This window comes from Streptomyces sp. MI02-7b, assembly GCF_033793585.1.
In the GTDB taxonomy this organism is placed as follows: Bacteria; Actinomycetota; Actinomycetes; order Streptomycetales; family Streptomycetaceae; genus Actinacidiphila.
In genome coordinates this window covers 213,699-238,257 of sequence record NZ_JARAWX010000001.1, presented here as the reverse complement: position 1 = coordinate 238,257, position 24,559 = coordinate 213,699, and the positions used below count along the sequence as shown (strand labels likewise).

Genomic DNA, 24,559 nt, shown 5'->3' with positions numbered 1-24,559 from the left:
GTTAATGTCGCCGCCGGATCGCGGTCCGCCGCCCGGCCGGCGGACGGCAACGAGGAGTCAGGAGCCCCCCCATGGTCAGCCCGCACCAGCCCCACGACAGCCACGAGCACGTCCACGGCGAGAACTGCGGCCACGTCGCCTTCCCGCACGGCGACCACACCGACTACGCCCACGACGGGCACGTCCACCGCTCCCACGAGGACCACGTCGACGAGTGCGACGCGACCGCCCACGTCGTGCACGGGGAACACGCCCACCAACACGGCGAAGACTGCGGCCACGCCGCCGTACGGCACGGCGACCACACGGACTTCGTCCACGACGGCCACCGCCACGCGGCCCACGAGGGGCACTGGGACGACCACTGACCGCCTCCTCCACCGCGGTGACGTCCCGTCACCGCCCGGCCGGTGCAGGTAGTGATCCGCACAGGGTGTACAGATGACGGTGCCGCCCGAGCCGGGCGGCACCCATCACGCAGAGGACACGCGAACACCCGTGCACGGACGTCTCCGACCCGCCGCCACCGCCGTGGCGGCCCTCCTCCTGGCCGCCCTGCTGAGCGCGTGCGCCGGTACTCCCTCGGGATCCGGCGCCCCGGTCTCCTCCGGTCCGGTGGCCGCCCGTGGCGGCTCCGGCGAAACCGCGAAGGCACCGGACGACACCGTCGCCGGCGTACTCGGCACCTACCGCCACGACCCCCCGAAGACGGTCCCCGCGACGCGGCCCCGCATGGCCGACGCGTGCACCGACCGCACACGCCGCGTGCGGCACACGTCCTCCCGTCACTCCGGCAAGCGCACGACCACCCGGAGCCGGTACACCACCGAGCACTACCAGGACTGCCGCAAGGTGCGGCGCGGCACCGAGACGTACCAGCGCGTCGTGCGCGCCGAGCGCTGGTGCGTACGCCTCGACGACGTCTGGTACCGGGTGGACGCGGCCACGTACGACACCGCCACGAACACCGACAGGGGCGACCGGCTCACCATCACCCCACTCGGGACCGGGTGCTCATGACGGGCTGACGGGCTGACCCGCGACGGGCCGACGGGCGACGGGCCGACGGGCGGACAGGCCGGGGAGCCAACGCTACCCTGCCCGGATGCCCCGCCCGCTGCTCTTCCTCGACATCGACGGACCCCTGATCCCCTTCGGCTCCCCGGCCGGCCGGCCCGCGTTCCCCGCGGTACGTCCGTCCCCGGGGCGGCTCGCGAACCCGCTGCTGGACCGGATCGATCCCGCGCTCGGCCCGACGTTGGCGGCGCTGCCCTGCGAACTGGTCTGGGCGACGTCCTGGACGGCAGAGGACGCCAACGCATCGGTGGCACCCCGACTCGGCCTCCCGGCCCTGCCGGCGGTGACCTGGCCGGAACCTTCCGCGGACGACGCGCGCGACGAGCGGGCGGGCCTGCACTGGAAGACGCGGACGCTGCTGCGCCGAGCGGCCGGGCGCCCCTTCGCCTGGGTCGACGACGAGACCACCGGCGCCGACCGCGACTGGGTCGCCGCCCAGGGCGCACTCGCCCTGCTGCACGGCGTCGACCCGCGGCAGGGCCTCACGGAACGGGACTTCGCGGTGCTGGCCGCCTGGCTGTCAGGAGCGGCGCCGTCGATCCCATGAGCGCTCGGACCGAGGGCGGTCATGTGATCGACGGCCCCAGCGGTTCGGGCACGTCGCCGCCCCCGTGTCGGCCTCGCGCCCGGCCCGGTCGTCGTCGTGCCGGCAGTCTCCCGTACGCCGGCCAGGGGGACAGCGTGAGCCGCTACTCCTCGGGCGCGACGACCTCGCCCGTGCCGGCGTCCCGGATCATGATCGCCTCGACGGGGCAGGACTCGGCCGCGTCGACGAGGACATCCGCCGGTTCGGCCTGCGCGTGCCGGGGGTGCGAGACCCCGTTGCGGAGCTCGAAGTGCTCGGGGGCGATGCCGGCGCAGGCACCGGTGCCCATGCAGGTGTGTTCGTCCACGTTGATCTGCCAGGTCATGGTGGTGTCCTCGGTCGGTACGGGGTGAGGGCGGCAGGATGGGGGCGGGTCAGGGACCGTCCCAGGTGACGGGCATGCGCTCCGGACCGCGCAGGGCCACGCCCGACTTCCACACGACGGACTCCTCCCCGTCCGCGAACCGCAGACCCGGCAGCCGCCCCAGCAGGGACGTCAGGGCCACCTGCAGTTCCATCCGGGCCAGTTGGGCGCCGAGGCAATGGTGGGGCCCGTGCCCGAAGCCGACGTGCGAGGCCTCCTCGCGCCGGAGGTCGAGCCGGTCGGGGTCGGTGTACACCGACGGGTCGCGGTTGGCGGCGGCCGCGGCGGCCACGACCGCTTCCCCGGCCCGCACGGTGCCGCCGCTCAACTCGACGTCCTCCGTCGCGTAACGCGGCATGCCGGCGCCGTTGCCCAGGGGGACGAAGCGCATCAGCTCGTCGACGGCCTGCGGCACCAGGCCGGGATCCGCGCGCAGCGCCTCCAGTTCCCGGGGGTGGGTCAGGAGGGTGTAGACAAAGTTGGGGATCTGCGTGGCCGTCGTCTCGTGGCCCGCGACGAGCAGCGCGATGGCCAGGACCACCAACTCCTGCTCCGAGAGCCGGTCCTCCTCGTCCCGGGCCGCGACGAGCGAGCTGAGCAGGTCGTCCGCGGGTGCGGGCGCGCCGCGGCGCTGGTCGATCAGACCGGCCATGTACTCCACGAGCTGCCGCGTGCAGTCCTCGACCTGCTCGGCGGTGAACTTGGTCGTGGACAGCAGCGCGTCCGACCACCTCCGGAACGCGGCGCGGTCCTCGTAGGGCACCCCCAGCAGTTCGCAGATGACGGTGACCGGCAGCGGCAGGGCGAAGTCCGCCACGAGGTCGGCCGGAGCGCCCTTGGCGACCATCGCGTCGAGGAGCCCGGCGGCGATCTGCTCGGTGCGGGGCCGCAGCTGTTCGATGCGGCGAGCGGTGAACGCCTTCGCGACGACCCGGCGCACCCGGGTGTGGTCGGGAGGGTCGAGCTCCAGGATGCTGCCGGGGAGACCCCGGCCGGGCCGCAGACGAGGTTCGTCGCGGCGGGCGGCCTCGGCCCGGCTGAACCGCGGATCACCGAGGACGGTCTTGACGTCCTCGTACCGCGTGACGAGCCAGGCGGTCTCGCCGTAGGGAAAGCGCACCCGGCACATCGGCTCGTTGTCGCGCAGTTCGGCGAACACCGGGTCCACGGTCAGCCGGTCGGCTGCGGTGAAGGGGAAGGTCCTCGGTTCGGTGACGGCCATGGAGACTCCTGCGGAGGCGGTACGGCTGAGGGGTTCGGCGGGCGTGCTGCGGCGCCCTCACGGCGGCCCGGGCAGCGGGTGCAGCGCGGGCCCGAGCAGGTGGCAGAGGTCGTCGGCGAGCAGGTCCAGCGGGTCGGCGGTGCGCAGCGGCAGACCGCCCGCGATCCATGTGGTCAGGAACGACCCCGTCTGGAGGGCGGCCATCAGCGCCCGCTGCCGGGCTTCCTCGGGGGAGACGCCCCGCCAGCGCCGGGCGTCGTGCGTCAGCAGATCCACGTAGCGTTCGTGCGCGGCCACATAGCGGTCCCGGACGCTGCTGTCGTCACCGGCCGCCGACGGCGTGGCGGCGAAGAGCACCCGGATCGTCGGGGCCAGCGTCCGCCAGTCCGCCGCCGCGCGGTCCAGCCACGCGCGGACGGCGCCACGGGTCCACTCCGGGACGGCGGCGAGATCCGCGTACAGCGCGTCGGCGACGTCGTACACCCGGTCGGACAGCGCGGCGATGATCGCGGCCTTGCCGCCGAAGTGCGCGTACACCGTGGCCCTGGTGACGCCGCTCGCCGCGGCGATGTCCTCCATCGTGGCGTGCACGAACGACGTCCTGCCGAAGACGGCGACCGCCCCGTCCAGCACCCGGTTGCGGGTGAGGTCCCGCTGCTGCTGGCGCAGGCTCGCCCGTGGTCCGCGGCCGGCCGGACGCGCTGTGTCCAGGGCGGTCGTGGACCGGGCGGCGGCCTGCTTGCGGCGCTCCATGGGACAAGCCTACAAAATGCCGCAAGTCTTGACATTTTGTGCAGCTCCGATCGAGGACCACTCCGAGGGCCCGCTGCCCAAGGCCTCGCCGAGCGCGACGGCAGGCGCCGGGACTGCGAGCCGCGCCGCGCGTCCGCCGGACGTGACCCAGGCGGTCGGCCACGCCTTCCAGGGCCCCCGGGCAGGCCTCCGACGCGGGCGCCGCCGCGCGATCCACCGGGCCGCGCTGCCCATGGCCCGTCCGCTCCTCCCGCAGCTGGGGCGCGGCGGACGACCCCCGAGGCCTACGTCTACGGCCGTCGTCAAGGCCTTCCGCCTCGACATGCCGTGCTGCGGACGCCTCCCCGGGCGCCGGGCTCTCCCGCGTGAGCAACAGCGCCCGTCGTGCCGGGCATGGGGATCCCCGCTCGCGCGGCCACGAGCGGCGCGCTCCCCTGGTCCGCACCCGGGATGACCGGGCGGCCCTCTCGGCCGCCCTGGGAGGTGGCCGCCGCCGCTCGGATCGCCACCGGTGCCGGTGCGGGTGCCGGTGCCGGTGCGAGCGAGCCGTCGACGCCTGCGGCGCCGATTCGCGGGTCCGCGGCCGTGGTACTCGCCCAGTGCGAGCCGGCGTGTGCCCGGCGGGATACGCCGACTCCGGGTCCGCACTCCGCGTCCTCCGTCTCGACCGCCCGACGAACGGGCGTCCAAGTGTTCTCCGGGCACCACGACCGGATTGAGCCCGCACCTGTCCGGTGACGCAATGCGGTTCGTCCGCACGTCCCGTCGCCGGCAGCAGGCCTGGCGGCCCCGTGCGCAACCGGCTTCGCGCCCCGTGTCCCGACCCCGGTGGGGATCGGGACACGGAGCGGCCAGTTCACTCCGCGGAGTCGATGGCGGGCCTGCGCAACTGCACCTCGGCGCCGTTCTGCTTGAACGACTCCGCGGAGACCGGAACGATCACCGCGTCGCGGTGGAAGTCCCGCAGGTTCGTCGACCCGCAACTGATCATCGTGGAGATGAGCTTGGCCCGGGTCCGCTCCACGTTGTCGTACAGGCTCCCGGCGTAGGGCACGTAGCCGTCGACGCCCTCCTCGAAGGCCATCCGGCCGCGCTGACCGTAGCGGGCCTCGTTCTGCGCGCGCAGCGAACCCTCACCCCAGTACTCCTTGTACCACTGGCCGCCGATCTGGATCTTCCGCGACGGGCTCTCGTCGAGCCGGGCGAAGTAGCGGCCGAGCATGATGAAGTCCGCACCCATCGCCAGCGCCATCGCCATGTGCGAGTCGTTGAGCAGGCCCCCGTCGCAGCACAACGGCACGTACACGCCGGTCTCCTGGGCATAGGCGTCGCGCGCCTCGACCACATCGAGCAGCGCGGAGGCCTGCCCTCGGCCGATGCCCTTCTGCGCCCGGGTGGTGCAGATCGCCCCGCCGCCGATCCCGATCTTCACGAACGCCGCGCCCGCGTCGGCCAGATAGCGGAAGGCCCGGCCGTCGACGACATTCCCCGCACCGACGAGAACGTCGTCGCCGTACGCGTCCCGGGCGAATTCGAGGGTCCTGGCCTGGTACACGGAGTAGCCGTCGGAGGAGTCCAGACACAGCACGTCCGCACCGGCCTCCACCAGTGCCGGGATACGGTCCTTGAAGTCACGGGAATTGAGGCCGGCGCCCACACGCAGACGCTTGTCGGCGTCGACACTCGCACGGTGGTACGTCTTGTGGGCCTGATAGTCGCTCCTGAGGACCAGGGAGGCGAGCCGCCCGTCCTCCAGCACCGGCAGAACGTCCACGTGGTGGCGCCAGATCAGCTCGTTCGCCTCGGACAGCGACACCGAGGCCGGCGCGGTGACCAGCCCGTCCCGGGCCCGCATCCGGTTGCCGGCGGCCTCTGACGCGCCGTGACGTTCCAGATGGAAGTCGTCGAGGCCGATGATCCCCAGGAACTCGCCGTCCGGGTCCCCGCTCTCCGTGACCACGGCCACGCCCTGCTCGGTGCCCGCCAGTTGCCGGGCCACCTCACCGAGCGGCGTCTGCGGAGCCACGGTGACGTCGCCGGTCCGGAAACCGGCCTTGTGCCGCTTCACCTTCAGCACGTCCGCGGCCTGGTCCTCGATCCGCTGGTTCTGGTGGATGAACGCCAGGCCGCCGACCTGCGCCAGCGCCACCGCCAGCGTCGGGGACGACACCGCCTGCATGATGGCGCTCACCATCGGGGTGGCCACCCGGATCCCCGGTTCCTCACCGACCCGGTGGCGCACCAGGGGCGCCCCGAGATCGACCGCGTCGGGGGTGCAGTCCTCCGTGGTCAGGCCCGGAATGAGCAGGAACTCACTCAGCGTGCGGGAGATCTCGGGGAGAATTTTCATGTCGTCTCCAACAAGAGGCCTGCGCCCGGTCGATGACGGATCGGCGAGGCTCGTACGGGCAGTGCGGATCGACGCCGGCCGGTCGCGCACTGTCGGAAGAACACGCTCTGACATCCTCAGAGCGGGCGCGCCCGGCGGAGCGGTGCTCGCACGCGCGGCCGGATCGGCAACGAACACGCAGGCCCGAGTCCGCGCGGTGCTGCACAGGCGCTGACTTCCATCACGCCATGACGCACCGTATCGCATCGCGCGTCCGGCGTTTCCCCAGCTCGGCCTGGCGCGTTGAGGTGGGGCCCGGGGATCGCGGGGGGCGGGGCCTCCCCGGCCCTCGTACGGCGCCGCGCCGCGAGGTCGGGGCGACCGGCGCCGTGCTGATCGGTGCGCACGGGTGGGCGTCCGCGTGGCCGCCCACCGGCTGGGACGTCCCGCTCTGCCGGGTTCCAGTGACGACCTGACGCCCCTTTACTTTCCGCCGTGGCGCGCAGGCCCCGGTCGGTGAAGGTGATCAGCCACTCGAAGCTCTCGTCGATGTCGGCGCTCCACTGGAAGCTGTTGGACGCCTGCAACGTCGCGAAGCCGTGGAAGAGGCTGCGGAGCATGCGCAGGGCGTGGTCCACGTCGGGCTCCGCGATGTCGTAGCCGCGCAGGACCGCTCTGAACGGGCCGAGCGACCGCTGACCCGCGCCGGCCGGCGGATCGTCCGGGCCGGCCGGTTCCAGGCCGATCGTCGCGCCGTACCGGCCGGGATGTTCCAGGACGAAGGCGCGGAAGGAGCGCGCCGCGGCCGCCAGGGCGTCGCGGCCCGCGTACCCGAGGATGAGAGCGGTGGGCACGCCCGCAGGACGATCAGCGGACCGCGCCGGTTCCCGCCGCCCGGCGCCGGCACCGGCACCGTACGGCCGCGCCGACGCCGGCCCCGGCGCACAGGACCGTCAGTCCCAGGAAGAGGACGATGGACGGATTCACGAAGCCGGGCACCATGTCGTACGACGCGTTGCACTTCTGCGTGAGCGGGAAGATCTGCTCGCTGCCGAGGGCGTAGTCCGGGTCGTAACGCTGGTGGTGGATCAGCGTGCAGGACTCCTCCATGTCCAGCGCGACCATGTGCCAGGCGCCGTATCCCCAGGTCAGAGTTGCGAGGAGGAGGGATATCCCCGCCGCGACGGCCCAGTTGCGGGTCTTCACCGTTTCCTCCGTCCCGCTTGCCCCAGGTTCTCGACCCCTGACCCTTCCACGACCCGGCACGGGTGGACAACCGCGTTCGGCCCGGTCCCGCGGCCTCAGTCGTCGTGCCCGAGCCCGCGATCGGGTGCGCTCATGTCTCCTGTTCCCGGCGTACCGCCGGCGAGCCCGTAGCGCAGGTACACGGTGCCCTTCCCGCCGGCCACCGGCGGTTCGAGGAGTGTGATGTTCGTGGGCACCACGCCACCGTCGAACACCTTCTTGCCGACGCCGAGCATGATCGGGTGCACCCACAGGTCGAGACGGTCGAAGAGCTTCTCGCGCAGGAGGGTCTGCACCAGGTTCAGGCTTCCGACGACCTTCACGTGCTCGTGCCGGTCACGGATCGCGCGCACCTCGGATGCCAGATCCGGGCCGATCCGCGTGGACCCGGCCCAGGACAGGTCGGGCCTGCCGCGGGACGCCACGTACTTCGGGACGCTGTTGAAGAGCGTGGCGATCCCGCTGTCCTCGCCGTCCTTCTGGTGCGGCCAGTACGCGGCGAAGATGTCGTACGTCCGCCGGCCGAGCAGGAGGGCGTCCGTGCCCTCGTACGCGGCACCGACCTGCGCCCCGGCGACCTCGTCCATCAGCGGCGCCTGCCAGCCCCCGAACGGGAAGCCGACCGGGTCCTCGTCGGGGCCGCCGGGCGCCTGCCCGACGAGGTCGAGGGTCGTGAACAGTTCGATGTGGATGAGTCCCATGCCGTGCTCCCGGTGCATTGGTTGTTCCGCTCGGCAGGTAGACCTGTGAGCGCGGTGGGACTCATCGCCGCGACGGCATCCGGCTCCGGGCGTCGGCCGAATCCCCGGTGCGCCGGGGCCGTGGTCAGGGATAGCGTCCGCGGGTGACCCGTCGAACCCCGTCGCGCCCCCTGAACGTCGAAGCACTGTTTCCGGAGGTCGTCCCCTTCCGCAGGGACGCCGTGCGGCTGCATCCGCGTGCGGGCGAGCCGACATGCCGCGACAGTTCGGTGGGCGGTCCGCTGCTGTGGCCGGCGCGGGAGTCCTGGCCCCAGTGCTCCGAGCATCCGGGGTCGCCGATGGTGCCGGTCGTCCAGGTCCACCGCCGCGACGTACCGGACATCGTGCCCTTCCCGGACGGGTGCGATCTCCTCCAGGTGCTCTGGTGTCCGCGGCGTCACGAGCACCAGTGGGTCGTCCCGCTGGTCTGCCGGGGCGGTGGGGGAGGCGGTGCGGCAAGCGCCGCCGCCACCGACGGAGGCCGCGTACGGGCGCGTGCCGCGGCCGTGTGTCGTGCATCCGGAGCGGGTGGCGGAGTACCCGAGTTGGGATCTGCCGGACGAGCTCTGGGAAGCCCTGGACGCACGCTTCGAACAGGTCGGGAAAGAGACGGGCTGGGAGTACCAGGACCACCTGTCCACCGCGCCGGGCATCAAGCTGGGCGGCTACCCCGGCTGGTGCCAGGATCCGCGGTGGCCGGACTGCCGGGACTGCGGGACGCCTATGGATCACCTGCTGACGGTGGAGAGCGCGGAGGAGTCCGATTCCCGGCAGGCGTGGACTCCGGTCGAGGACCGCGGTGTCCGATCGGAGGGGCCCGGCCTGGTGCTCGGCGACCTGGGCGGCGTGTACTTCTTCGAGTGCCGTACGTGCCCCGGGCTCCCGTTCGCCCACCGCTTCGACGCCTGAGGTCCCGGACGTCGCTTCCTGTGGCGGTTCTGTGTCCGCGTCAGGCGGCGAAGCTTCCGGGACGCTGTTCACGTGGATCGCGCGTCCCGGGTGGTCGGAGCCTTCGAGCGGACCGCCGAAGGGATACGGCCGCGCGTCCGCGAGACGGGCTTCGATGCCGTGGCGACGTTCTACCTGTGGCACGACGAGCAGGCCGGCCCCCTGAGCGACCGAGCCGGGCCTGATCGCCTGGTCGGATCTCGAAGAGGTGCCCAAGGTGCCCGAGGTGCCGGAGCCGGCCGTGCCCGTGCTCCGTGTGGGTTTGCCACGTCGGACCGGTTCGTCCCGCCTCAACTCGTGCCACGGCAAGGCGTTTTCCGCCCGTTCACACGCGCACGGCCGCCGAAATCGCCCCGTGACGCCTCGGCCACGACGCCCGTAACAGGCTGCCTCAAAGATCGGCATGCACACCGGCAGATCGAGAGAGGGCGACTCATGACGCAGGGGCAGCCAACAGGACTCGACCGCAGGGGATTTCTGCGTGCCGTCGGCATCACCGGCGGGGCGGGCGCGATGTTCGCCACCATGGGCGCGATGGGGCTGGCGCCCACCGCGGAGGCGGCGGGCCGCGGCACCGACTTCAGGGCGCCGCGCGCCTCCGACTTCCACCTCACCGGACGTTCCGCGGGCAAGGTAGTCGTCCTGGGTGGGGGACTGGCCGGTCTGACGACCGCGTACGAGCTGGGCAAGGCCGGGTACGACTGTACGATCCTCGAGCCGCGCGACCGGCCCGGCGGGCGGAACTACACGGTGCGCGGCGGGGACTCCCACACCGACCTCGACGGCCGTACCCAGACGGCGCGCTTCTCCGAGGGCCAGTACCTCAACGCCGGCCCGGCCCGGCTGGCCCAGTGGATGATCACCCTCGACTACTGCCGTGAACTCGGCGTTCCCATCGAGGTCTTCACCAACGCCAATGCCGACGCGTACATCTACCACGAGTCGGCCGGCATGCAGCCGGGCCGGCCGGTGCGCTACCGCACCGCCAAGGCGGACACCTACGGATACGTCAGCGAACTGCTCGCCAAGGCCACCGATCAGGGCGCGCTCGACAAGGAGCTCACCGCCGACGACAAGGAGCGGCTGCTGTCCTTCCTGGAGGGCTTCGGCGAGATCGGCGGCCGGAGCGAGGGCTGGGCGTACGCCGGGGGCGCCAACCGCGGCTACACCACCTGGCCCGGCGCCGCCGGCACTCCCGGAGCCCTGCTCGGCGACCTGCCCAGCGCCTCGGACGTCTTCGCTTCCGGCGTCGGACGGCACTTCGCCTTCGAGTTCGAGTTCGACCAGGCGATGCTGATGTTCCAGCCGGTGGGAGGCATGGACCAGATACCCGAGGCCTTCGCCCGGGCCATCGGATCGCACCGGTTCCGGTACGGGTGCCAGGCCACCTCGCTCGTGCAGTCGGCGAAGGGCGTGACCGTCGGCTACACGGACCCGCACGGCCGCCCGCGGCAAGTGGAGGCGGACTACTGCGTCGCGGCCATGCCGCCGCACCTGCTCGCCAAGCTGCCGCACAACCTCGGCCCCGACGTGCAGACCGCGCTCACCACGATCCGCCCCTCCTCGGCCGGCAAGATCGGCCTGGAGTACCGCAGCAGGTGGTGGGAGACCGATCACCGGATCTACGGCGGCATCACCGAGACCGATCTGGACCTCTCCCACATCTGGTACCCGTCCTACGGCCACCACGGCCGACGCGGCGTCATCGTCGGCTACTACAACACCGGTGCCAATGCCGACGCCTACGCGGCCCTTGCCCCCGCCGAGCGCGAGGCCCGTGCCGTCCTGCAGGGGGTGAAGATCCATGGTGAGAAGTACCGGACCGAACTGGCCAGTTCCTTCTCCATCGCATGGAAGCGCGTGCGCCACCTGGAGGGTGCCTGGCACAGCATCCCCGGCGGCCCGGACGCCGCCGTCTACAAGCCGCTCAACGAGCCCGCCGGGCGGGTGCTGTTCGCCGGCGACTGGCTGTCCTACATGGACGCCTGGCAGCACGGCGCCATCCTCTCGGCACGCAAGGCCGTGACGGCGCTCCACAGCCGGGCCCTGAAGGCCTGACGCTCCGACGTCCGCGGTGCGGGGGCGCCTCGATCGCCCTCGCACCACGCCCGGTCATCGGGCCGCGTCGGGCGTGCGGACGGCGAGGAAGGCGACGTCGTCGTCGTTGTCCGCGGGGCGGACCTGTTCCAGGAGCGTGTCGCTGAAGGAGTCCAGGGGACGGCGGGCCAGCGCAGCGGCGTGTTTGCCGAGCAGGTCCAGACCGTGGTCCAGCGAATGGCTGGGGGATTCGATGAGTCCGTCGGTGTAGAGCATCAGCGTGGACCGGGGCGGCAGTGTGACGACGGCGTCGAGGCGCGGCTTGGTGCTGCCGGTGCCGAGGAGGATGCCGTGCGCGTCGGTGAGGTAGCGGGTCCGGCCGTCGTGGGTGATCAGCAGGGGCGGCGGGTGGCCCGCATTCGTCCAGTGCAGCCGCCACAGTCCGTCCTCGCAGGTCAGCCGGGCGAGCAGCAGCGTGGCCATGGGGACCTCGGCGATGTGCATGACGGCCTGGTCGAGCTGGGTGACGACGCCGCTGGGGCTCTCCGGTCGCGACCAGGCGAAAGCACGCAGCATGTTGCGCAGCTGTGCCATGCCGCCGGCGGCCTCCAGGTCGTGACCGACGACGTCGCCGATGGCCAGGGCCGTCGCCCCGTCGGCGAGCGGGAACGCGTCGTACCAGTCGCCACCCACCTGCGAGGCGTCCGGAGCGGGCACGTAGCGCGCCTTCATCTCCAGCCCCGGCACGGTCGGCATCTGCGGCAGCAGATGGCGCTGCATGGTCTCGGCCACCTTGCGCTGCCGCTGGTACAGGCGGGCATTGTCCAGGGCCAGACCGGCCCGGCGGGTCAGGTCCTCCAGCAGGGGGAGGTCGGCCGCGGTGAAGGCGTCCGGTCGCAGTGAGCGCCCCAGCGTCAGGGCGCCGAGCACGTCCCGGAGCCCGCGGACGGGCGCGATGGCCGCCGAGTGCATGCCCGTCGCGGTGAACAGCCGCTGCTGCTCGACCGCGATACCGGAATCCGGCGGGCCCTGGTAGGTCGAGGGGCCCGCCAGGGCCGACGCGACGCCGCGCAGCGCGCGCGACAGCGGCATCGGCGATTCCTGCGGGACGGGCGGCATGGGCCCCTGCAGATCGGTGCGCTCGATGAGCACGCCGTTGTCGTGCTGCACGACCAGTGCGCGCCGCACCTCGTCGCCCTCCGTCAGCAGGTCCACGACGGCCCAGTCCGCGAGGCGGGGCACGGTGAGCGCCGCCAGCCGTCGTAGGGCCTCGTCGACGTCGAGGGTCGAGGTGAGCCCGGTGGTCGTCTCCGCCAGCAGCGTGAGGCGATCGAGTTCGGACAGCGGCGGGGGTGCGGTCCCGGCGCCGGGTGGCATGGTGGCCGGCTGCCGTACCTCGTGCAGCAGGACCAGCGCCCCGGTGGTCCCCGGCGTGAGCGCGCAGGGCGTGATGAGCCAGGACAAGCCGAGCAGCGTGCCGTCGCCGCGGGCGAACCACCCCAGGTCGCTCTGCGCGGTGGTCTCGGTGAGGAGCGCTTCCCTCATCCGGCAGCGGGAGCGGGGAAGGGGATGCCCGTCGCTGTCCCGGTGCAGCAGGTCGTGGGCGTCCTGGCCGGCGAGTTCCTCCGCGGACGTCCGGAACAACCGCCGGGCCCCGGCGTTGGCCGCGACGATCCGCCCCTCGTCGTCGACCACGAGGGCGGACGCCCGGACGCTCTCGAGGTCGAGGGCCGGGGCGGCGCCCGGCGCCGTGGCCGGGGTACCGCCTGGCGTGTGCGGCCCGATCACGGGCGGGACATCTGCCGGGGATGCTGCGGCTGCCATGCCCTTCCTCGGTCCGGTCGCAAATCCGTGTCGTACCTGCCTCACCAGCATCACACGCGCCCGCACGGCGGGCCCACCGCGAACGGCGATTTCCCGCCACCCGCGAGGTCCGGTGATCCCGGTCGCAGGACCGACTCCGACCGCACCGGCGCCCGTTGGCCCGGCTGCCCGGCCGGTCGCGGGCCCGCCGGGCTCACGACCGGCCGGCGGGTAGACAGGCCCGGTCGTCACATGGGCGGCCGCCCGGAGGGCGGGCCCCGCGGGCCGCCGATGAGTGCCCCAGGTGCGGTGGACCGCCCGGCGGAGAGTCGTCCTTGCAGGGGGCCACCCGGACGGTTCGGCGACTCCCCCGGGCCGACGGCCGGGGGAGGGAAGGCGACGACAGGGCCTAGGCTTCCGGGAATGCCGATCCCCACCACGGCGCGGATCCGTGCGCTGCACGAGAAGTACGCGCCCAGCGCCGAAGCCTTCGACCTGGTGTTCACGCACTGCGAGATCGTGTGGAGCATCGCCGAACAGCTGATGCCCGCGTCGGGCGTCGGTGCCGTCGACGAGGAGCTGGTGCGCGCGGGATGCCTCCTGCACGACATCGGCGTCTACCGGCTCTTCGACGACGGCGGCGGTCTGGACCACGCGAAATACGTGCGCCACGGCCTCCTCGGCCACGAACTCCTCGCCGCCGAGGGCTTTTCCGAGGCGCTGTGCCGGTTCTGCTCCTGCCACACCGGCGTCGGCCTCACCGCGGCCGACGTGCTGCGACAGGGTCTGCCGCTGCCCCCGGCCGACTACGTGCCGGTGACGCGCGAGGAGAGGCTGGTGATGTACGCGGACAAGTTCCACACCAAGGCGTCGCCGCCGCGCTTCCTCTCCTTCCCCGCCTACGCGGAACAGGCCGGCCGGTTCGGTGAGGACAAGGTCGCCGCCTTCCACGCCCTGCGCGCCGAGTTCGGCGAACCCGATCTCGGCGCGCTCGCGTCGGCCCACGGAGACACCTGGGTGGAGCAGAGTTGATGCTCCGTCAGTTCTGCGCGGTGGGACGTACGACGATCTCGTTGACGTCGACCCCGGCCGGCTGGGCGATCGCGTAACCGACGGCCTCCGCGACGGCGGACGCCGGGAGGCCGATCATCTCCGTGGCGGCCCGGGCCGCGCCCTGTGCCTCGGGGTCACCACCGGTGAGGGTGAGTTCGGAACGGGTGAAGCCGGGGCTGACGACCGTGACGCGGATGTCGGAGTTCTCCTGCCGCAACCCTTCCGACAGGGCCCGTACCGCGTACTTCGTCGCGCAGTACACGGCGGCGGTCGCGTCCACGCGGAGCGCGGCGGTCGAGGCGACGGTGATGACGTGCCCCGACCGGGCCTCGCGCATGGAGGGCAGGACGGCGGCGACGCCGTGCAGCACACCGCGCAGGTTGACGTCGATCATCCGGTCCCACTCGTCGACGCGCAGGGCCGCGACGGGGGAGAGGGCCATCACGCCCGCGTTGTTCACGAGGACGTCCACGCGTCCGTGACGGGTGAGCGCGCCGGTGACGAAGGCGTTGACGCTGTCCGCGTCGGTGACGTCCAGTTCCGTGTACTCGGCGCTGTGGCCGGCGGCGGTCAGCTCCGCGACCAGCCGGGCCAGGCGGTCCACACGCCGGGCACCGAGGACGACGTGGTGGCCGGCCGCGGCCAGATGGCGGGCGGTGGCCTCGCCGATGCCGCTGGACGCGCCGGTCACCAGGACGGTCTTGGGGCGAGGGGAAGGGGTGGGGTGCTGCACGACGGTCTCCGAACGGATGGAAGGAAAGGGAGGCAAGGCAGGAAGGAGGCGAGGAAGAAGGAAGACGGGGGGCGGACCGGGGCCGGCCCGCCGGGGCCGCGGTCCGTCGACCGGCTGACCGTCCGATCGGCGGCGCTCAGGTCGTGTGCGCCACCCGGGCCACCTGCCAGTAGACGGTCCGCTGGTCGATGGTGGCGTGGACGGGGGAGCCGCCCATCTCCGTGGTGATCCCGCGGGCCGAGGCCATCGCCTGCCCGGTGGTGTCGCAGGCCACGATGTCGACGACGGTGCCGTCCTCGCGGACCGCGACGGTCCGCCCCCGGAACCCCGGCCGGCGGGCCAGGTAGGCGTCGATGTCCTGACCGGCGGCCACGAAGTCGGCGGCCGTGCGGCCGGGCGCCGGGGCGAAGGTCGTGATCTCCAGTACGTGGTCCAAGGCGGAGGTCCTTTCGGCGAGGGGGTGGGTGCGGCGGGTGCGGACGCGGCGCCGCCCCGTCATGCTCGGCCCGCGGGAGCGACGCGGGAAGGCCGTGCCGGGCCGGGTGCGGGGTACCTGGGTGCGGCACACCCAGGACCACGGCGGCCTGCACCGGACGCCGTCGCCCCGGCAGACTGGAACATCGCCGGCGCCCGCCGCGCCCTTCCGCCGAGGAGAGCCATGGACCCGTACGCCCCGGCCCGTCCCCCGGCCGTTGATCGCGGCGGCGGTAGCATGAGCCGTATGCCCGATCCGTCCGACAACGACCTGGGCGCCTTTCTGCGGGCCGCGCGGTCCCGTCTGGAGCCGTCCGACGTGGGCCTGCCGGCCGGCGGCGGACGCCGCCGGGTCGCCGGACTGCGCCGCGAGGAGGTCGCCGTCCTGACGGGCGTGAGCGCGGACTACTACACACGTCTGGAGCAGGGCCGTGAACGCCGCCCCTCCGCCCAGGTGATCGAGGCCCTCGGGCGTGCCCTGCGGCTGAACCCGGACGCCCGCGGCCACCTCTTCCTTCTCGCCGGGCTCGTTCCCGGCCATCCCGCCGACCGCACCCGGCACCGGGTCCACCCGGACCTGCTGCGCCTGCTCGACTCCTTTCCCTCGGCCGCCGCCTACGTGCTGGGCCCCGCCTTCGACGTCCTGGCCGCGAACACGCTCGCCCGCGCACTCCTGGCCCCCTTCGGGGCGGAGACCAACATGCCCAGGATCCTGTTCACCCACCCCGCGGCCCGCACGGTGTTCGTGGAATGGCCGCTGGTCGCCGGAGCGACCGTGCACGCGCTGCGCCTGAACGCCGCCCGCTTCCCGCACGACGCCGACATCGGCGACCTCGTCTCGGAACTCCTCGTCCGCTCGGAGGAGTTCGCGGCGCTGTGGAACGACCAGATGGCCGCGGGCCTCACCCGTGCCTACAAGGTGTTCGTCCATCCCGACGCGGGCCGCGTGGAACTCACCTACCAGACCTTCGACGTCCGCGACGCCCCGGGCCAGCAACTGCTCGTCGGGAGCCCCGAACCGGGCAGCCGCAGTGCGCAGGCCCTCGCGTACCTCGCCTCCATGACCGGCGCCGACTGACCGGCGCGGCGGCGCGGGAACGGCAGACTGGTGCGATGACCACGTCGGATCCCAAGGCTGACCTCCGCCTGTACCTGCAACTCGCCCGTGACGCCCTGCTGTGGAAGCTGGAAGGGCTCTCCGAGTACGACATCCGCAGGCCGCTGACACCGACCGGCACCAATCTCCTCGGCCTGGTCAAGCACGTGACCGCCATCGAGCGGGGCTATCTCGGCGACACCTTCGGGCGGCCGTCCGGCGGGCCCGCGCCGTGGCTGGAGGAGGACGCCGAGGCCAACGCGGACATGTGGGCCGGCGCCGACGAGTCCCGTGAGCGGATCGTCGAGGGCTACCGCCGGGCGTGGGCGCACGCCGACGCCACCGTGGACGCGCTGGCCCTGGACGCGACCGGCAGGGTGCCGTGGTGGCCGCCGGGCCGCGACGAGGTGACGCTGCTCCACGTCCTGGTGCGGGTGATCGCCGACACCCACCGGCACGCCGGGCACGCCGACATCGTCCGGGAACTCATCGACGGCGCCGTGGGAATGAACGAGGGCAACGACAGCATGGCCCAGGGCGACGAGCAGTGGTGGCGGGACCACCGCGCCCGGCTGGAGCGGATCGCCCGGCAGGCATCGGGCACGGCGTAGCCGGTGCACGGGCGCGGGCCGTCGCCCGGTTCCGGCGGCGCCCCGCACCGTGGTCGTCGTGCGCGGCGCACTGCCCTGCCCGGCATGGCGATGTTCGTGCATCTGACCTCGGCGGCGTACGCGCCCCGCATCCGCCGGTCCGGGATCCGCGCGAGCGGCGGCGGCCGGGGTGGTGCGCGCGGGGTCCACTGCTTCCCGGTGCTGACCTCCTGCACCCTCGCCCATCAATGGCTGCGGGGACCGGCCCGGTTCGGGACCCGGGGAGGAATGGAGGCCGTCCACGTCCGCCTGCCCGACGACCAGCCGGTGCTCGTCGGGCACTCCGCGGACCGGGCGCGGGGTGCGGAGGACTCCGTCACCGCGGTGGAGGCGGTGCGGCGGGTCGCCGCGCTGCCGGACCCGCGGGGCTGGAGGTGTTCGTGCCGCGGGCGGTCCACCCGCGCGAAGTGCACCGCACGCGCACCGCGCCCCAGGTGACGGGCCGGCGCTACCGGCCCGGCGCGCACGGGACACGCCCCTGCACCTGTTCCGGCTGCCGGGTGCGCGGCGAGTACGGGTCGCGGCACCTGCCGGAACGGCTCCGCATCCGCTGGACGGCCCGGCGCCGCCGGTCCCTGTCCTGCCGGCCCGGGTCGCGGCGGCCGGAGACCCCGGTGACCCGGTCGTCCTCCGGGAAGCGCTGCACTGGTTCGGGATGCGCCGGCGGGGTCCGCTCGCCCAGGTGCGCCGACTTGCCGCGCACCCCGACCCCGGTGTGCGGCAGGACCTGGTGCGGGCGGTCGCCCACTGGACCACCCCCGGGGTCGCCGAGCTGCTGGGCGCTCTCGCGGACGACCCGGACCCGGAGGTCCGCGAGGCCGTGGAGGGGGTCACGGACGACGATTGAGCCGCGGACGGCTCCCGTCCCGGTCGAGGGCCGGGTGCGGAACGTCCACGGCCCCCGCCCGGTTCCGGTGGCGTACGCCACCGTTCGGTGCCCTACTGGATGACATGCGTGTCACCTGCCCCCTGTTCCTCGTCCGCCGCACGTACGGATCGTGCGGGCGGCAGGGCGCGGCCGCGGTCCCGGCCGCCGTCGGGCTCCTGCGCGGCGTGCTGCGGGGAGCGGCCGCGGGGGCCGCCGGGTGCACGGCCCTGGACACGGTCGGCTACCTGGACATGGTCGTACGGGGCCGGGGCGCCAGCAGCACCCCTGCGGTGACGGTCGAGCGGCTCTCGCAGGTGGTGCACGTCCCGGTCCCCGGGACGCCCGACGTCCGGGAGAACCGCATCGCCGGCCTGGGCCCGCTCACCGGTATCGCCGCAGGCGTCGGAATGGGCGCCACGCTGGGACTGGCCACCGCCGCCGGCTGGCGGCCGGGCACCGCCGTACTCACCGCGACGGCGGGAGTCCTGTGCCTGATCGGCACCAACGGCCCCATGACCGTGCTGCGCGTGACCGACCCCCGCACCTGGTCCGCGTCGGACTGGGCCGCCGACATCGTCCCGCACGTCGCGTACGCACTGGTCGCCACCGCGGTCCTCAAGGGCCTTGCTCCCGCCGCCCGTCCCGCCGCGGCGCACGGCCCGCGACGGTGGTGCGAAGCCGTACGCCTGCGGTTCACGCCTTGAGGATGTTCACCGACCGGGCGACCACCAGGGCCAGGGTCAGCAGCGACACGATCGACTGAAAAGCCATCAGCAGCTTGGCCCAACGGGTCATCGGCATCGTGTCGGTGGGGCTGAAGGCGGTCGCGTCGGTGAACGACACGTACAGGTAGTCGGCGAAGGCCGGCTCCCACTCGTGGTGCACCGGATCCGGGCTCTGCATCTGCGGGAAGAGGAAGTCCGGGGTGTCGCTGGCTCCCGCGGCACGGGCGACCGGTCCGCCGCGGTCCCACTCCCAGTACCACAGCGCGAAGACGATGATGTTGGTGATCCAGATGGACGCCGCGCCCAGCAGCAGCGCTTGCGCGTCGCTCTCCTCGGTCCCGCGCACCAGGTGCTGGATCAGCCGCACCGCCGACCAGCCGTTGGCCACGCTGACCGCGCAGGCCAGGGACAGCCCCCCGGCACGCAGGAGCGGGCCCATCTCCCGGGCGCGGGACGGGGTGGCCGGCAACAGGGCCACCAGCAGCAGGAGCTCGAGCCCGGGCAGGAGCCACCGCGGATGGATGGCCAGGCGGTCCGGCAGCACCAACTGGAGGACGATGGCGACCAGTACGGCAACCGACACCGCCCCCCGCCCCTCCACTCGCGTGCGGCGGCGCCAGGCCGGCTCGCCGGCGGTCCCCTCCGGGGCATTCGTGAGCAGTTCCTCGATCCGCGCCAGCCGCTCGTGCACGGCCCTCAACTCATCGTTCACGGAGCCAGTGTGGGCCCGTCACGACGGAAAGCCGCGGCGGACACCCCTGGAGCCGGCGGACGCCCGCGACGTGCGACGACGTGCGACGACGTGCGGACACGCGGCATCGCCGTTCAGTGCGCCCGCCGGGCCCGCTCCAGGTAGCCGACCAGCCCGGCCATCCGCTCCGCGGACCAGGGCAGCCCCCGGCCGAGGTCGGTGCCGTGGTCCTGCCACATCCGCCGCGCGGCCTCCTCGGTGCCCTGCCCGCCGGTGTGGAAGGCGGACCCCAGCTCGTCCCATTCCCTGACGAGCCGCCGCACCCCAGGGTCGTCCAGCGCGGTGCCGGCGTCGACGTGGGCGAGCAGTTCCTCGACGAGGCCGGACCACCGGGTCCGCGCCGCGTCGACGGCCTGCGGGCCGAGCTCCGCCCGGCGCCGCGCCAGTTGGTCCTGCTGCTCCTGCGTGAAGTACCCGTCCAGCACAGAGATCATCTCCAAGGTCGTCATGAACTGGTCCGGATCGGGAATCGACTCCCCGTCGAACTGCCGCAGAAGGCCGCGGACCTGCTGGGTGATCCGGCCGATCCGCTCGCCCTGCCGTCGCAGCTCCTCCAACTGGGCGCCCAGCACCGCGCGCATCGCCGGGAGGTCGTCCGGCGCGCCGTCCACCACGTCCCCGATCTCCTCCAGGGACAGGCCCAACGTCCGCAGCGCCCTTACGCGGTACAGGCGGTGCAGGTCGCCCTCGGTGTAGCGGCGGTGCCCCGAGGCGGTGCGCTCGCTCGCCCGCACCAGGCCGATCTCGTCGTAGTGGTGCAGCGTCCGCACGGTGACGCCGCCGGCCCTGGCCAGCTCGCCGATGCTCCACCGGAGTCCGGTGGTGTCGTTCCCGATCACGTCCGCAACGCTACGACCTCCCGCCACGGGAGGGGCAAGCCCTCGGGACACGACCGCGGGGCCCTCCCGGAGGAGGGCCCCGCCGCAGGGTCGTGGGGTCAGCCGCGGGCCAGTTGCCCGTCGGTCAGCCGCCACAGGCCCAGGGGGTTGCCGGCGCCCAGCGCCTCGGGCAGCAGGGCGTCCGGGAAGCCCTGGTAGGTGACCGGCCGCAGGAAGCGGTCGATCGCGGTCATGCCGACCGAGGTGAAGCGGCTGTCGGTCGTGGCCGGGAACGGGCCGCCGTGGACGGTGGCGTGAGCGACCTCCTGCGGATGGGCGAAGGCGTTCACGACGATCCGGCCGGTGCGCCGCTCGAGGACCGGCAGCAGGCGCGCGGCGGCCGCGTGGTCGGGCTCGTCGATGTGCATCGCCGCCGAGAGCTGGCCGCGCAGGCTCCGGGCCACCTCCAGGAGCTGGTCCATGCCCGTCAGCCGGACCACCAGCGCCGACGGCCCGAAGACCTCTTCGGCCAGACCGGATTCGGCGAGGAAGCGGTCGCCGTCGACCTCGAGCAACTGGGAGCGGCCCTCCCAGGCGCCCTGCGGCTCCGGGCCCTCCACCAGCGTCGTGGCACCGGCGTCGCGCAGCCGCCGGCCGCCCCGCTCGTAGGCGTCGTGGATGCCCGGCGTCAGCATGGTGCGCGCGTGCATCGCGCCCACGCGCGCGACGGCGGCGTCGCGCATCGCGGCGTAGCCCGGGCCGTCGATCGCGAGCAGGAGGGCCGGCTTCAGGCACGCCTGGCCGACGTTGACGAGCATGCGCTCGGCGAAGCCGTCGCCGACCTCGGCGCCGCGGGCGGCGAGTGCCGACGGCAGGACGAAGGTCGGGTTGACGCTGGTCATCTCCGCGAAGACCGGGATCGGTTCGGGGCGCAGCTGGGCCCGCCGGTACAGCGCCATGCCGCCGGCCTCGGAGCCGGTGAAGGTGACCGCCTTGATCAGCGGGTGGTCCACCAGGGCCTCACCGATCTCGTTGCCCGCGCCGCGGACCATGGAGAAGACGCCTTCGTGCAGTCCGCTGTCGGCGACGGCGCCGCGGATGGCACGGGCCTGGATCTCGGAGGAGCCCGGGTGCGCGTTGTGGGCCTTGAGGATCACCGGGGCGCCCGCGGCCAGCGCGGAGGCGGTGTCACCGCCGGCGACGGAGTACGAGATGGGGAAGTTGCTCGCGCCGAAGACGGCGACCGGGCCGATCGCGATCTTCTGCATGCGGTGGTCCGCGCGCGGCCGCGGCTGCCGGTCGGGCTGCGCCGGGTCGACCGTGGCGTGCCGGAAGCGGCCCTGCCGCACGACCTCGGCGAACTGCCGGAACTGCCCGGCGGCCTTGGTCGCCTCCGCGGAGAGCTGCGCGGCGGGCAGGCCGGTCTCCAGTGCGGTCCGCCCGGCCAGTTCGGCGTTGACGGCGTCCAGCCGGTCCGCGATCAGCTCCAGGAACGCGGCGCGCTCGCGCAGGCCGGTGCGGTTGTAGCTGTCGAAGGCCTCGTCGGCCAGCCGCGCGGCACGGTCCACCTCCGCCGCGCCGCCGAGCGCGAAGGGGGGCTCGATCTCACGCCCTGTCGCGGGGTTCAGCGCCCGCATCGTCGCGCCGGTCGCCGGCACGGAGGACGAGCCGATCAGCATGTCTCCGGTCAGTGCCATGTCAGCCATGTCGGTGGGCTCCGTCCTCGAGGGCCAGGACCAGGTCCTGGGTGGTGGTGATGGAGTGGGCGAACGTGGGGCCGTTCAGCTCGTGGGCGGCGTGCATCATCTCCGGCAGGAAGGCCGCGGTGGCGTCGCGGACGAGGGTGACGTGGTAGCCGAGTTCCATGGCGTAGCGGCCCGTGGACTCGATGCAGGTGTTGGCGAGCAGGCCGATCACGACGACATGGGTGATACCGCGCTGCTTGAGCCGGAAGTCCAGATCGGTGTTGGCGAAGCCGCTCTGCGCCCAGTGCTCCTGGACGACGACGTCACCTTCCGCGGGCCGGAAGTCAGGGTGGAACTCCCCGCCCCAGGTCCCCAGCGCGAAGGTGCGGCGTTCCTGCACGATCCGCTGGGTGGGGTTGGGGTGGTCCCAGTCCTCGTAGTCGCCCTCCTGCCAGCGGCGGTGCGGGACGAAGAAGACCGGAAGCTCCGCCCGGCGGCCGGCGGCGACGACGGCGCGGAGGTTGTCCAGCAGGCCGACCTCGGTGGCCACGGGTTCCAGGAGGGGCCAGACCTTGCCGCCGTCGGCGAGGAAGTCGTTGTAGGGGTCGACGAGGAGGACGGCGGTGCGGGTGGGGGCGTACGGGGTGGTCATGGGCGTGACTCCAAAATTGTGGAGGATCTCTGTCATCCACAGTCAGGATTACTCGCGTCATCCAGATCGTCAAGCTCGGGGTGCCGGGAGCGCAATTCTGTATGATGTCCATCATCCACATTGCACCCGAGTCGCCCGAGGGCCGAGCGGGTCGGCCGACCGAGGAGGAACGACATGAATCCCGAGGAACTGCGCAAGGCCCTGATCGGCGCATGGCGCCTGGTGTCCTACAAGGCGACCGCGGTCGACGACGGCGACGTCGTCGAGCCCTTCGGGTCCCGGCCCCAAGGGCTGATCGTGTACACCCCCAGCGGTCACATGTCGGCCCAGATCATGCGCCCGGGCCGCCCCGCCTTTCGCGAGGGGCGCCTGGAGCGGGGCCGGCCCGAGGAGCTGTCGGCGGCGGCCCTCGGCTACCTGGCCTACGGAGGGACCTATGACGTGCCCGAGGACGATGTCGTGGTCCATCACGTGGAGCTCAGTCTCTTCCCCAACTGGGTGGGCGTCCCCCAGGTCAGGGCCGTCGGCTGGGAGGGTCCGAGGCTCCGTCTGGCGCTGCGTGAGCCCGCTCCCATCTGGGGTGCGCTGCGCGACGGCGTCCTCGTCTGGGAGCGCGTGCCGGGCAGCGGCGGCGCCCCTGCCTGAGCCCCGGCCCGCACCCGGGGTGTATGATGCCCATCATCCACGCTTGACCGGTGCAGCCTGAACGACATACGGGAGGTCTTCAGATGGGTCACTCCCAGGCAGCCAAGGCGGAATCGCGCGAGCGCGTCCTCCGGATCGCCGCCCGTCGTATCCGCGAGGAGGGCATGACCGCCCCGGGTGTCGCGGACCTGATGAAAGAGGCAGGTCTCACCCACGGCGGGTTCTACAAGCACTTCGCGTCCCGCGACGAACTGATGGTCCAGGCCGCGACCCTGGCCCTGGAGGACGGCGAGGCCAAAATGGCCGATGCCGCGCGCCGCGACCCCGAGGAGCCGCGCACCGGCCTGATCGACGCCTATCTCAGCACCCGCCACCGTGACGCCCCCGGTACAGGCTGCGCCCTGGTGACCCTCGGCGCCGCGGCGGGCCGCGGCGTGGTGGAGATGAAGGAGGCGTACGAGAAGCAGGTGCACGGCTACCTGGAGCTGATCGGCGAGGCCGCGCAGGGCGACGACCCCGAGGAGACCCGGGCCGACGCGATGCTCACGCTGAGCGCCATGGTCGGCGCCATCCTGATGTCGCGGGCGGTCGCGGACCCGCAGTTCTCCGACGAACTCCTGAGGACGGTCGCGGAGCGGCTCAAGCACCCGGCCGCGACGGCGGTCTGACCGACCCGGGCATCCCGCCCGGGCCGGGCCGCACGGTCAGCCGGCGGCGCCCGCGCAGGTGTGCTCCCAGGCGCGCGCCAGGCCCAGCCGGTGCAGCGCGTCCAGCCGGTCCGCTGCCGCCCGGGCGGCAGCGGCGCGGGCCATCAGGGTCGCGCACCGCTCACCGGCGGGACCGGGTCCGGCGGTCACGAAAGCGCGCAGCAGTTCGGCGTCGACGCGGTCCAGTCGCGGCCGGACCGTCCGGGCCAGATCGGGCCGCGTGCGGGGGCGCTGCGCGGGATGGCGTGCCCAGAACCCGTACAGACCGCGCTGCACCAGCTTGCCCGCCTCGATCTGATCGGCGAGGACCCGCATGGCGAGCGCCGGGCTCACGCCGAGGGCCCTGGCCCGTTCCGCCGCCCCGGCGAGGATCCGGCGCTCGCGGGCCGGATCGTCGACGGGCTGGTCCGTGCCCCACTTGGCCGCCGCCACGGTGTCCGCCGCCGCCAGCCGCTCGGCGTAGAGCCGCACGAGTGTCCCGGGCCAGGCGGGCGGGGCCGCGGCCGCGTCGGGGGAGCCGGGCGCGACGAGGGCCAGGACCAGTCCCGCCACCACGGCGGGGCCCAGGGCCGCGACACGCGCGCTCACGGACGCCCGC

The 24,559-nt window shown here is 73.3% G+C and carries 27 protein-coding genes and 1 pseudogene; 13 read left to right on the top strand and 15 right to left on the bottom strand.

The genetic code is table 11. The annotated features are described in order from the left end of the window. Window positions 1-71 precede the first annotated feature (71 nt). From PV364_RS01040 to PV364_RS01030, 3 genes are all read left to right on the top strand, one after another. A complete protein-coding gene (locus PV364_RS01040; protein WP_319657615.1) occupies window positions 72-368 on the top strand; it encodes a hypothetical protein in 297 nt (98 codons plus the stop codon). A 130-nt stretch (window positions 369-498) separates the two neighbouring features. Next, entirely contained in the window at window positions 499-1,020 is a 522-nt protein-coding gene (locus tag PV364_RS01035; protein ID WP_319657614.1) for a hypothetical protein, read from the top strand. 85 nt (window positions 1,021-1,105) lie between these two features. Next, entirely contained in the window at window positions 1,106-1,624 is a 519-nt protein-coding gene (locus PV364_RS01030) for an HAD domain-containing protein (protein WP_319657613.1), read from the top strand. A gap of 142 nt (window positions 1,625-1,766) precedes the next feature. Here the strand turns inward: PV364_RS01030 and PV364_RS01025 are convergent, their stop codons facing one another. From PV364_RS01025 to PV364_RS00995, 7 genes and pseudogenes are all read right to left on the bottom strand, one after another. Continuing rightward, window positions 1,767-1,988 (bottom strand): ferredoxin, encoded by a 222-nt coding sequence (locus PV364_RS01025; protein WP_319657612.1) that lies wholly within the window; start codon window positions 1,986-1,988, stop codon window positions 1,767-1,769. A 49-nt stretch (window positions 1,989-2,037) separates the two neighbouring features. Continuing rightward, entirely contained in the window at window positions 2,038-3,249 is a 1,212-nt protein-coding gene (locus PV364_RS01020) for a cytochrome P450 (protein WP_319657611.1), read from the bottom strand. A 57-nt stretch (window positions 3,250-3,306) separates the two neighbouring features. Continuing rightward, window positions 3,307-4,002: a helix-turn-helix domain-containing protein gene (locus PV364_RS01015; protein WP_319657610.1), complete on the bottom strand. Its 696-nt coding sequence runs from the start codon at window positions 4,000-4,002 to the stop codon at window positions 3,307-3,309. 856 nt (window positions 4,003-4,858) lie between these two features. Continuing rightward, a complete protein-coding gene (locus tag PV364_RS01010; protein ID WP_319657609.1) occupies window positions 4,859-6,352 on the bottom strand; it encodes an IMP dehydrogenase in 1,494 nt (497 codons plus the stop codon). Between the two features lie 479 nt (window positions 6,353-6,831). After that, a pseudogene (locus PV364_RS01005) lies at window positions 6,832-7,167 on the bottom strand (TetR-like C-terminal domain-containing protein); the annotation flags it as partial. A 31-nt stretch (window positions 7,168-7,198) separates the two neighbouring features. After that, the gene (locus PV364_RS01000; RefSeq protein WP_319657608.1) at window positions 7,199-7,537 is read right to left on the bottom strand and encodes a hypothetical protein; all 339 of its coding nucleotides are present in this window, start codon (window positions 7,535-7,537) and stop codon (window positions 7,199-7,201) included. 95 nt (window positions 7,538-7,632) lie between these two features. Next, window positions 7,633-8,277, bottom strand: a complete 645-nt coding sequence (locus PV364_RS00995; RefSeq protein ID WP_319657607.1) for a dihydrofolate reductase family protein — start codon at window positions 8,275-8,277, stop codon at window positions 7,633-7,635. Window positions 8,278-8,844: 567 nt separating this feature from the next. Here PV364_RS00995 and PV364_RS00990 point away from each other — a divergent pair. Together PV364_RS00990 and PV364_RS00985 are read left to right on the top strand one after the other, a co-directional pair. Beyond that, window positions 8,845-9,225 (top strand): hypothetical protein, encoded by a 381-nt coding sequence (locus PV364_RS00990; protein WP_319657606.1) that lies wholly within the window; start codon window positions 8,845-8,847, stop codon window positions 9,223-9,225. Window positions 9,226-9,699: 474 nt separating this feature from the next. After that, window positions 9,700-11,322 (top strand): flavin monoamine oxidase family protein, encoded by a 1,623-nt coding sequence (locus PV364_RS00985; protein WP_319657605.1) that lies wholly within the window; start codon window positions 9,700-9,702, stop codon window positions 11,320-11,322. Window positions 11,323-11,376: 54 nt separating this feature from the next. Here the strand turns inward: PV364_RS00985 and PV364_RS00980 are convergent, their stop codons facing one another. Further along, on the bottom strand, window positions 11,377-13,125 hold the full coding sequence (locus PV364_RS00980) for a SpoIIE family protein phosphatase (protein ID WP_319657604.1): 1,749 nt from the start codon (window positions 13,123-13,125) through the stop codon (window positions 11,377-11,379). 402 nt (window positions 13,126-13,527) lie between these two features. Here PV364_RS00980 and PV364_RS00975 point away from each other — a divergent pair, with 402 nt between their 5' ends. Continuing rightward, the gene (locus PV364_RS00975) at window positions 13,528-14,136 is read left to right on the top strand and encodes an HD domain-containing protein (protein WP_319657603.1); all 609 of its coding nucleotides are present in this window, start codon (window positions 13,528-13,530) and stop codon (window positions 14,134-14,136) included. A gap of 7 nt (window positions 14,137-14,143) precedes the next feature. On the opposite strand, the gene PV364_RS00970 is transcribed toward PV364_RS00975, so the two are convergent. Then, window positions 14,144-14,890 carry an SDR family oxidoreductase gene (locus tag PV364_RS00970; protein ID WP_319657602.1) on the bottom strand — a complete coding sequence of 249 codons (747 nt, stop codon included), beginning with the start codon at window positions 14,888-14,890 and terminating at the stop codon, window positions 14,144-14,146. A gap of 136 nt (window positions 14,891-15,026) precedes the next feature. Beyond that, on the bottom strand, window positions 15,027-15,326 hold the full coding sequence (locus tag PV364_RS00965) for a hypothetical protein (RefSeq protein ID WP_319657601.1): 300 nt from the start codon (window positions 15,324-15,326) through the stop codon (window positions 15,027-15,029). 285 nt (window positions 15,327-15,611) lie between these two features. On the opposite strand from PV364_RS00965, the gene PV364_RS00960 reads away from it, so the two are divergent. The 5 genes from PV364_RS00960 to PV364_RS00940 all read left to right on the top strand — a co-directional run bounded on the left by PV364_RS00960 (window position 15,612) and on the right by PV364_RS00940 (window position 18,682). Further along, window positions 15,612-16,442: a helix-turn-helix transcriptional regulator gene (locus PV364_RS00960; RefSeq protein WP_319657599.1), complete on the top strand. Its 831-nt coding sequence runs from the start codon at window positions 15,612-15,614 to the stop codon at window positions 16,440-16,442. A gap of 35 nt (window positions 16,443-16,477) precedes the next feature. Continuing rightward, window positions 16,478-17,071, top strand: a complete 594-nt coding sequence (locus tag PV364_RS00955) for a DinB family protein (protein ID WP_319657598.1) — start codon at window positions 16,478-16,480, stop codon at window positions 17,069-17,071. An 84-nt stretch (window positions 17,072-17,155) separates the two neighbouring features. Further along, complete coding sequence (locus PV364_RS00950) at window positions 17,156-17,548, top strand: hypothetical protein (protein ID WP_319657597.1); 393 nt, start codon at window positions 17,156-17,158, stop codon at window positions 17,546-17,548. A gap of 217 nt (window positions 17,549-17,765) precedes the next feature. Further along, window positions 17,766-17,957: a HEAT repeat domain-containing protein gene (locus PV364_RS00945; protein WP_319657596.1), complete on the top strand. Its 192-nt coding sequence runs from the start codon at window positions 17,766-17,768 to the stop codon at window positions 17,955-17,957. Between the two features lie 104 nt (window positions 17,958-18,061). After that, complete coding sequence (locus tag PV364_RS00940; protein WP_319657595.1) at window positions 18,062-18,682, top strand: hypothetical protein; 621 nt, start codon at window positions 18,062-18,064, stop codon at window positions 18,680-18,682. Here PV364_RS00940 and PV364_RS00935 read toward each other — a convergent pair. From PV364_RS00935 to PV364_RS00920, 4 genes are all read right to left on the bottom strand, one after another. Then, window positions 18,672-19,415 carry a hypothetical protein gene (locus tag PV364_RS00935; protein ID WP_319657594.1) on the bottom strand — a complete coding sequence of 248 codons (744 nt, stop codon included), beginning with the start codon at window positions 19,413-19,415 and terminating at the stop codon, window positions 18,672-18,674. The genes PV364_RS00940 and PV364_RS00935 overlap by 11 nt on opposite strands. Before the next feature lie 113 nt (window positions 19,416-19,528). Then, complete coding sequence (locus PV364_RS00930) at window positions 19,529-20,293, bottom strand: MerR family transcriptional regulator (RefSeq protein ID WP_319657593.1); 765 nt, start codon at window positions 20,291-20,293, stop codon at window positions 19,529-19,531. A gap of 98 nt (window positions 20,294-20,391) precedes the next feature. Further along, window positions 20,392-21,978: an aldehyde dehydrogenase (NADP(+)) gene (locus tag PV364_RS00925; protein WP_319657592.1), complete on the bottom strand. Its 1,587-nt coding sequence runs from the start codon at window positions 21,976-21,978 to the stop codon at window positions 20,392-20,394. Beyond that, on the bottom strand, window positions 21,971-22,609 hold the full coding sequence (locus PV364_RS00920) for an isochorismatase family cysteine hydrolase (RefSeq protein ID WP_319657591.1): 639 nt from the start codon (window positions 22,607-22,609) through the stop codon (window positions 21,971-21,973). Before PV364_RS00920 ends, PV364_RS00925 begins: the two co-directional genes overlap by 8 nt. A gap of 174 nt (window positions 22,610-22,783) precedes the next feature. Between PV364_RS00920 and PV364_RS00915 the strand changes: the two genes are divergently transcribed. Both PV364_RS00915 and PV364_RS00910 read left to right on the top strand, forming a co-directional pair. Next, a complete protein-coding gene (locus PV364_RS00915; protein ID WP_319657590.1) occupies window positions 22,784-23,254 on the top strand; it encodes a lipocalin-like domain-containing protein in 471 nt (156 codons plus the stop codon). An 83-nt stretch (window positions 23,255-23,337) separates the two neighbouring features. Beyond that, window positions 23,338-23,922: a TetR/AcrR family transcriptional regulator gene (locus tag PV364_RS00910; RefSeq protein WP_319657589.1), complete on the top strand. Its 585-nt coding sequence runs from the start codon at window positions 23,338-23,340 to the stop codon at window positions 23,920-23,922. Window positions 23,923-23,958: 36 nt separating this feature from the next. Here PV364_RS00910 and aroQ read toward each other — a convergent pair whose 3' ends face one another. Next, on the bottom strand, window positions 23,959-24,549 hold the full coding sequence (gene aroQ / locus PV364_RS00905; RefSeq protein WP_319657588.1) for a gamma subclass chorismate mutase AroQ: 591 nt from the start codon (window positions 24,547-24,549) through the stop codon (window positions 23,959-23,961). Window positions 24,550-24,559: the final 10 nt, after the last annotated feature.

Excerpts from the sequence above, each read along its gene's own strand:
- PV364_RS01040 (WP_319657615.1), top strand. The coding sequence starts at position 72 with ATGGTCAGCCCGCACCAGCCCCACGACAGCCACGAGCACGTCCACGGC.
- PV364_RS01030 (WP_319657613.1), top strand. The coding sequence starts at position 1,106 with ATGCCCCGCCCGCTGCTCTTCCTCGACATCGACGGACCCCTGATCCCC.
- PV364_RS01025 (WP_319657612.1), bottom strand. The coding sequence starts at position 1,988 with ATGACCTGGCAGATCAACGTGGACGAACACACCTGCATGGGCACCGGT.
- PV364_RS01020 (WP_319657611.1), bottom strand. The coding sequence starts at position 3,249 with ATGGCCGTCACCGAACCGAGGACCTTCCCCTTCACCGCAGCCGACCGG.
- PV364_RS01015 (WP_319657610.1), bottom strand. The coding sequence starts at position 4,002 with ATGGAGCGCCGCAAGCAGGCCGCCGCCCGGTCCACGACCGCCCTGGAC.
- PV364_RS01010 (WP_319657609.1), bottom strand. The coding sequence starts at position 6,352 with ATGAAAATTCTCCCCGAGATCTCCCGCACGCTGAGTGAGTTCCTGCTC.
- PV364_RS00995 (WP_319657607.1), bottom strand. The coding sequence starts at position 8,277 with ATGGGACTCATCCACATCGAACTGTTCACGACCCTCGACCTCGTCGGG.
- PV364_RS00985 (WP_319657605.1), top strand. The coding sequence starts at position 9,700 with ATGACGCAGGGGCAGCCAACAGGACTCGACCGCAGGGGATTTCTGCGT.
- PV364_RS00980 (WP_319657604.1), bottom strand. The coding sequence starts at position 13,125 with ATGGCAGCCGCAGCATCCCCGGCAGATGTCCCGCCCGTGATCGGGCCG.
- PV364_RS00975 (WP_319657603.1), top strand. The coding sequence starts at position 13,528 with ATGCCGATCCCCACCACGGCGCGGATCCGTGCGCTGCACGAGAAGTAC.
- PV364_RS00960 (WP_319657599.1), top strand. The coding sequence starts at position 15,612 with ATGCCCGATCCGTCCGACAACGACCTGGGCGCCTTTCTGCGGGCCGCG.
- PV364_RS00955 (WP_319657598.1), top strand. The coding sequence starts at position 16,478 with ATGACCACGTCGGATCCCAAGGCTGACCTCCGCCTGTACCTGCAACTC.
- PV364_RS00950 (WP_319657597.1), top strand. The coding sequence starts at position 17,156 with ATGGCGATGTTCGTGCATCTGACCTCGGCGGCGTACGCGCCCCGCATC.
- PV364_RS00945 (WP_319657596.1), top strand. The coding sequence starts at position 17,766 with ATGCGCCGGCGGGGTCCGCTCGCCCAGGTGCGCCGACTTGCCGCGCAC.
- PV364_RS00940 (WP_319657595.1), top strand. The coding sequence starts at position 18,062 with ATGCGTGTCACCTGCCCCCTGTTCCTCGTCCGCCGCACGTACGGATCG.
- PV364_RS00925 (WP_319657592.1), bottom strand. The coding sequence starts at position 21,978 with ATGGCTGACATGGCACTGACCGGAGACATGCTGATCGGCTCGTCCTCC.
- PV364_RS00920 (WP_319657591.1), bottom strand. The coding sequence starts at position 22,609 with ATGACCACCCCGTACGCCCCCACCCGCACCGCCGTCCTCCTCGTCGAC.
- PV364_RS00915 (WP_319657590.1), top strand. The coding sequence starts at position 22,784 with ATGAATCCCGAGGAACTGCGCAAGGCCCTGATCGGCGCATGGCGCCTG.
- PV364_RS00910 (WP_319657589.1), top strand. The coding sequence starts at position 23,338 with ATGGGTCACTCCCAGGCAGCCAAGGCGGAATCGCGCGAGCGCGTCCTC.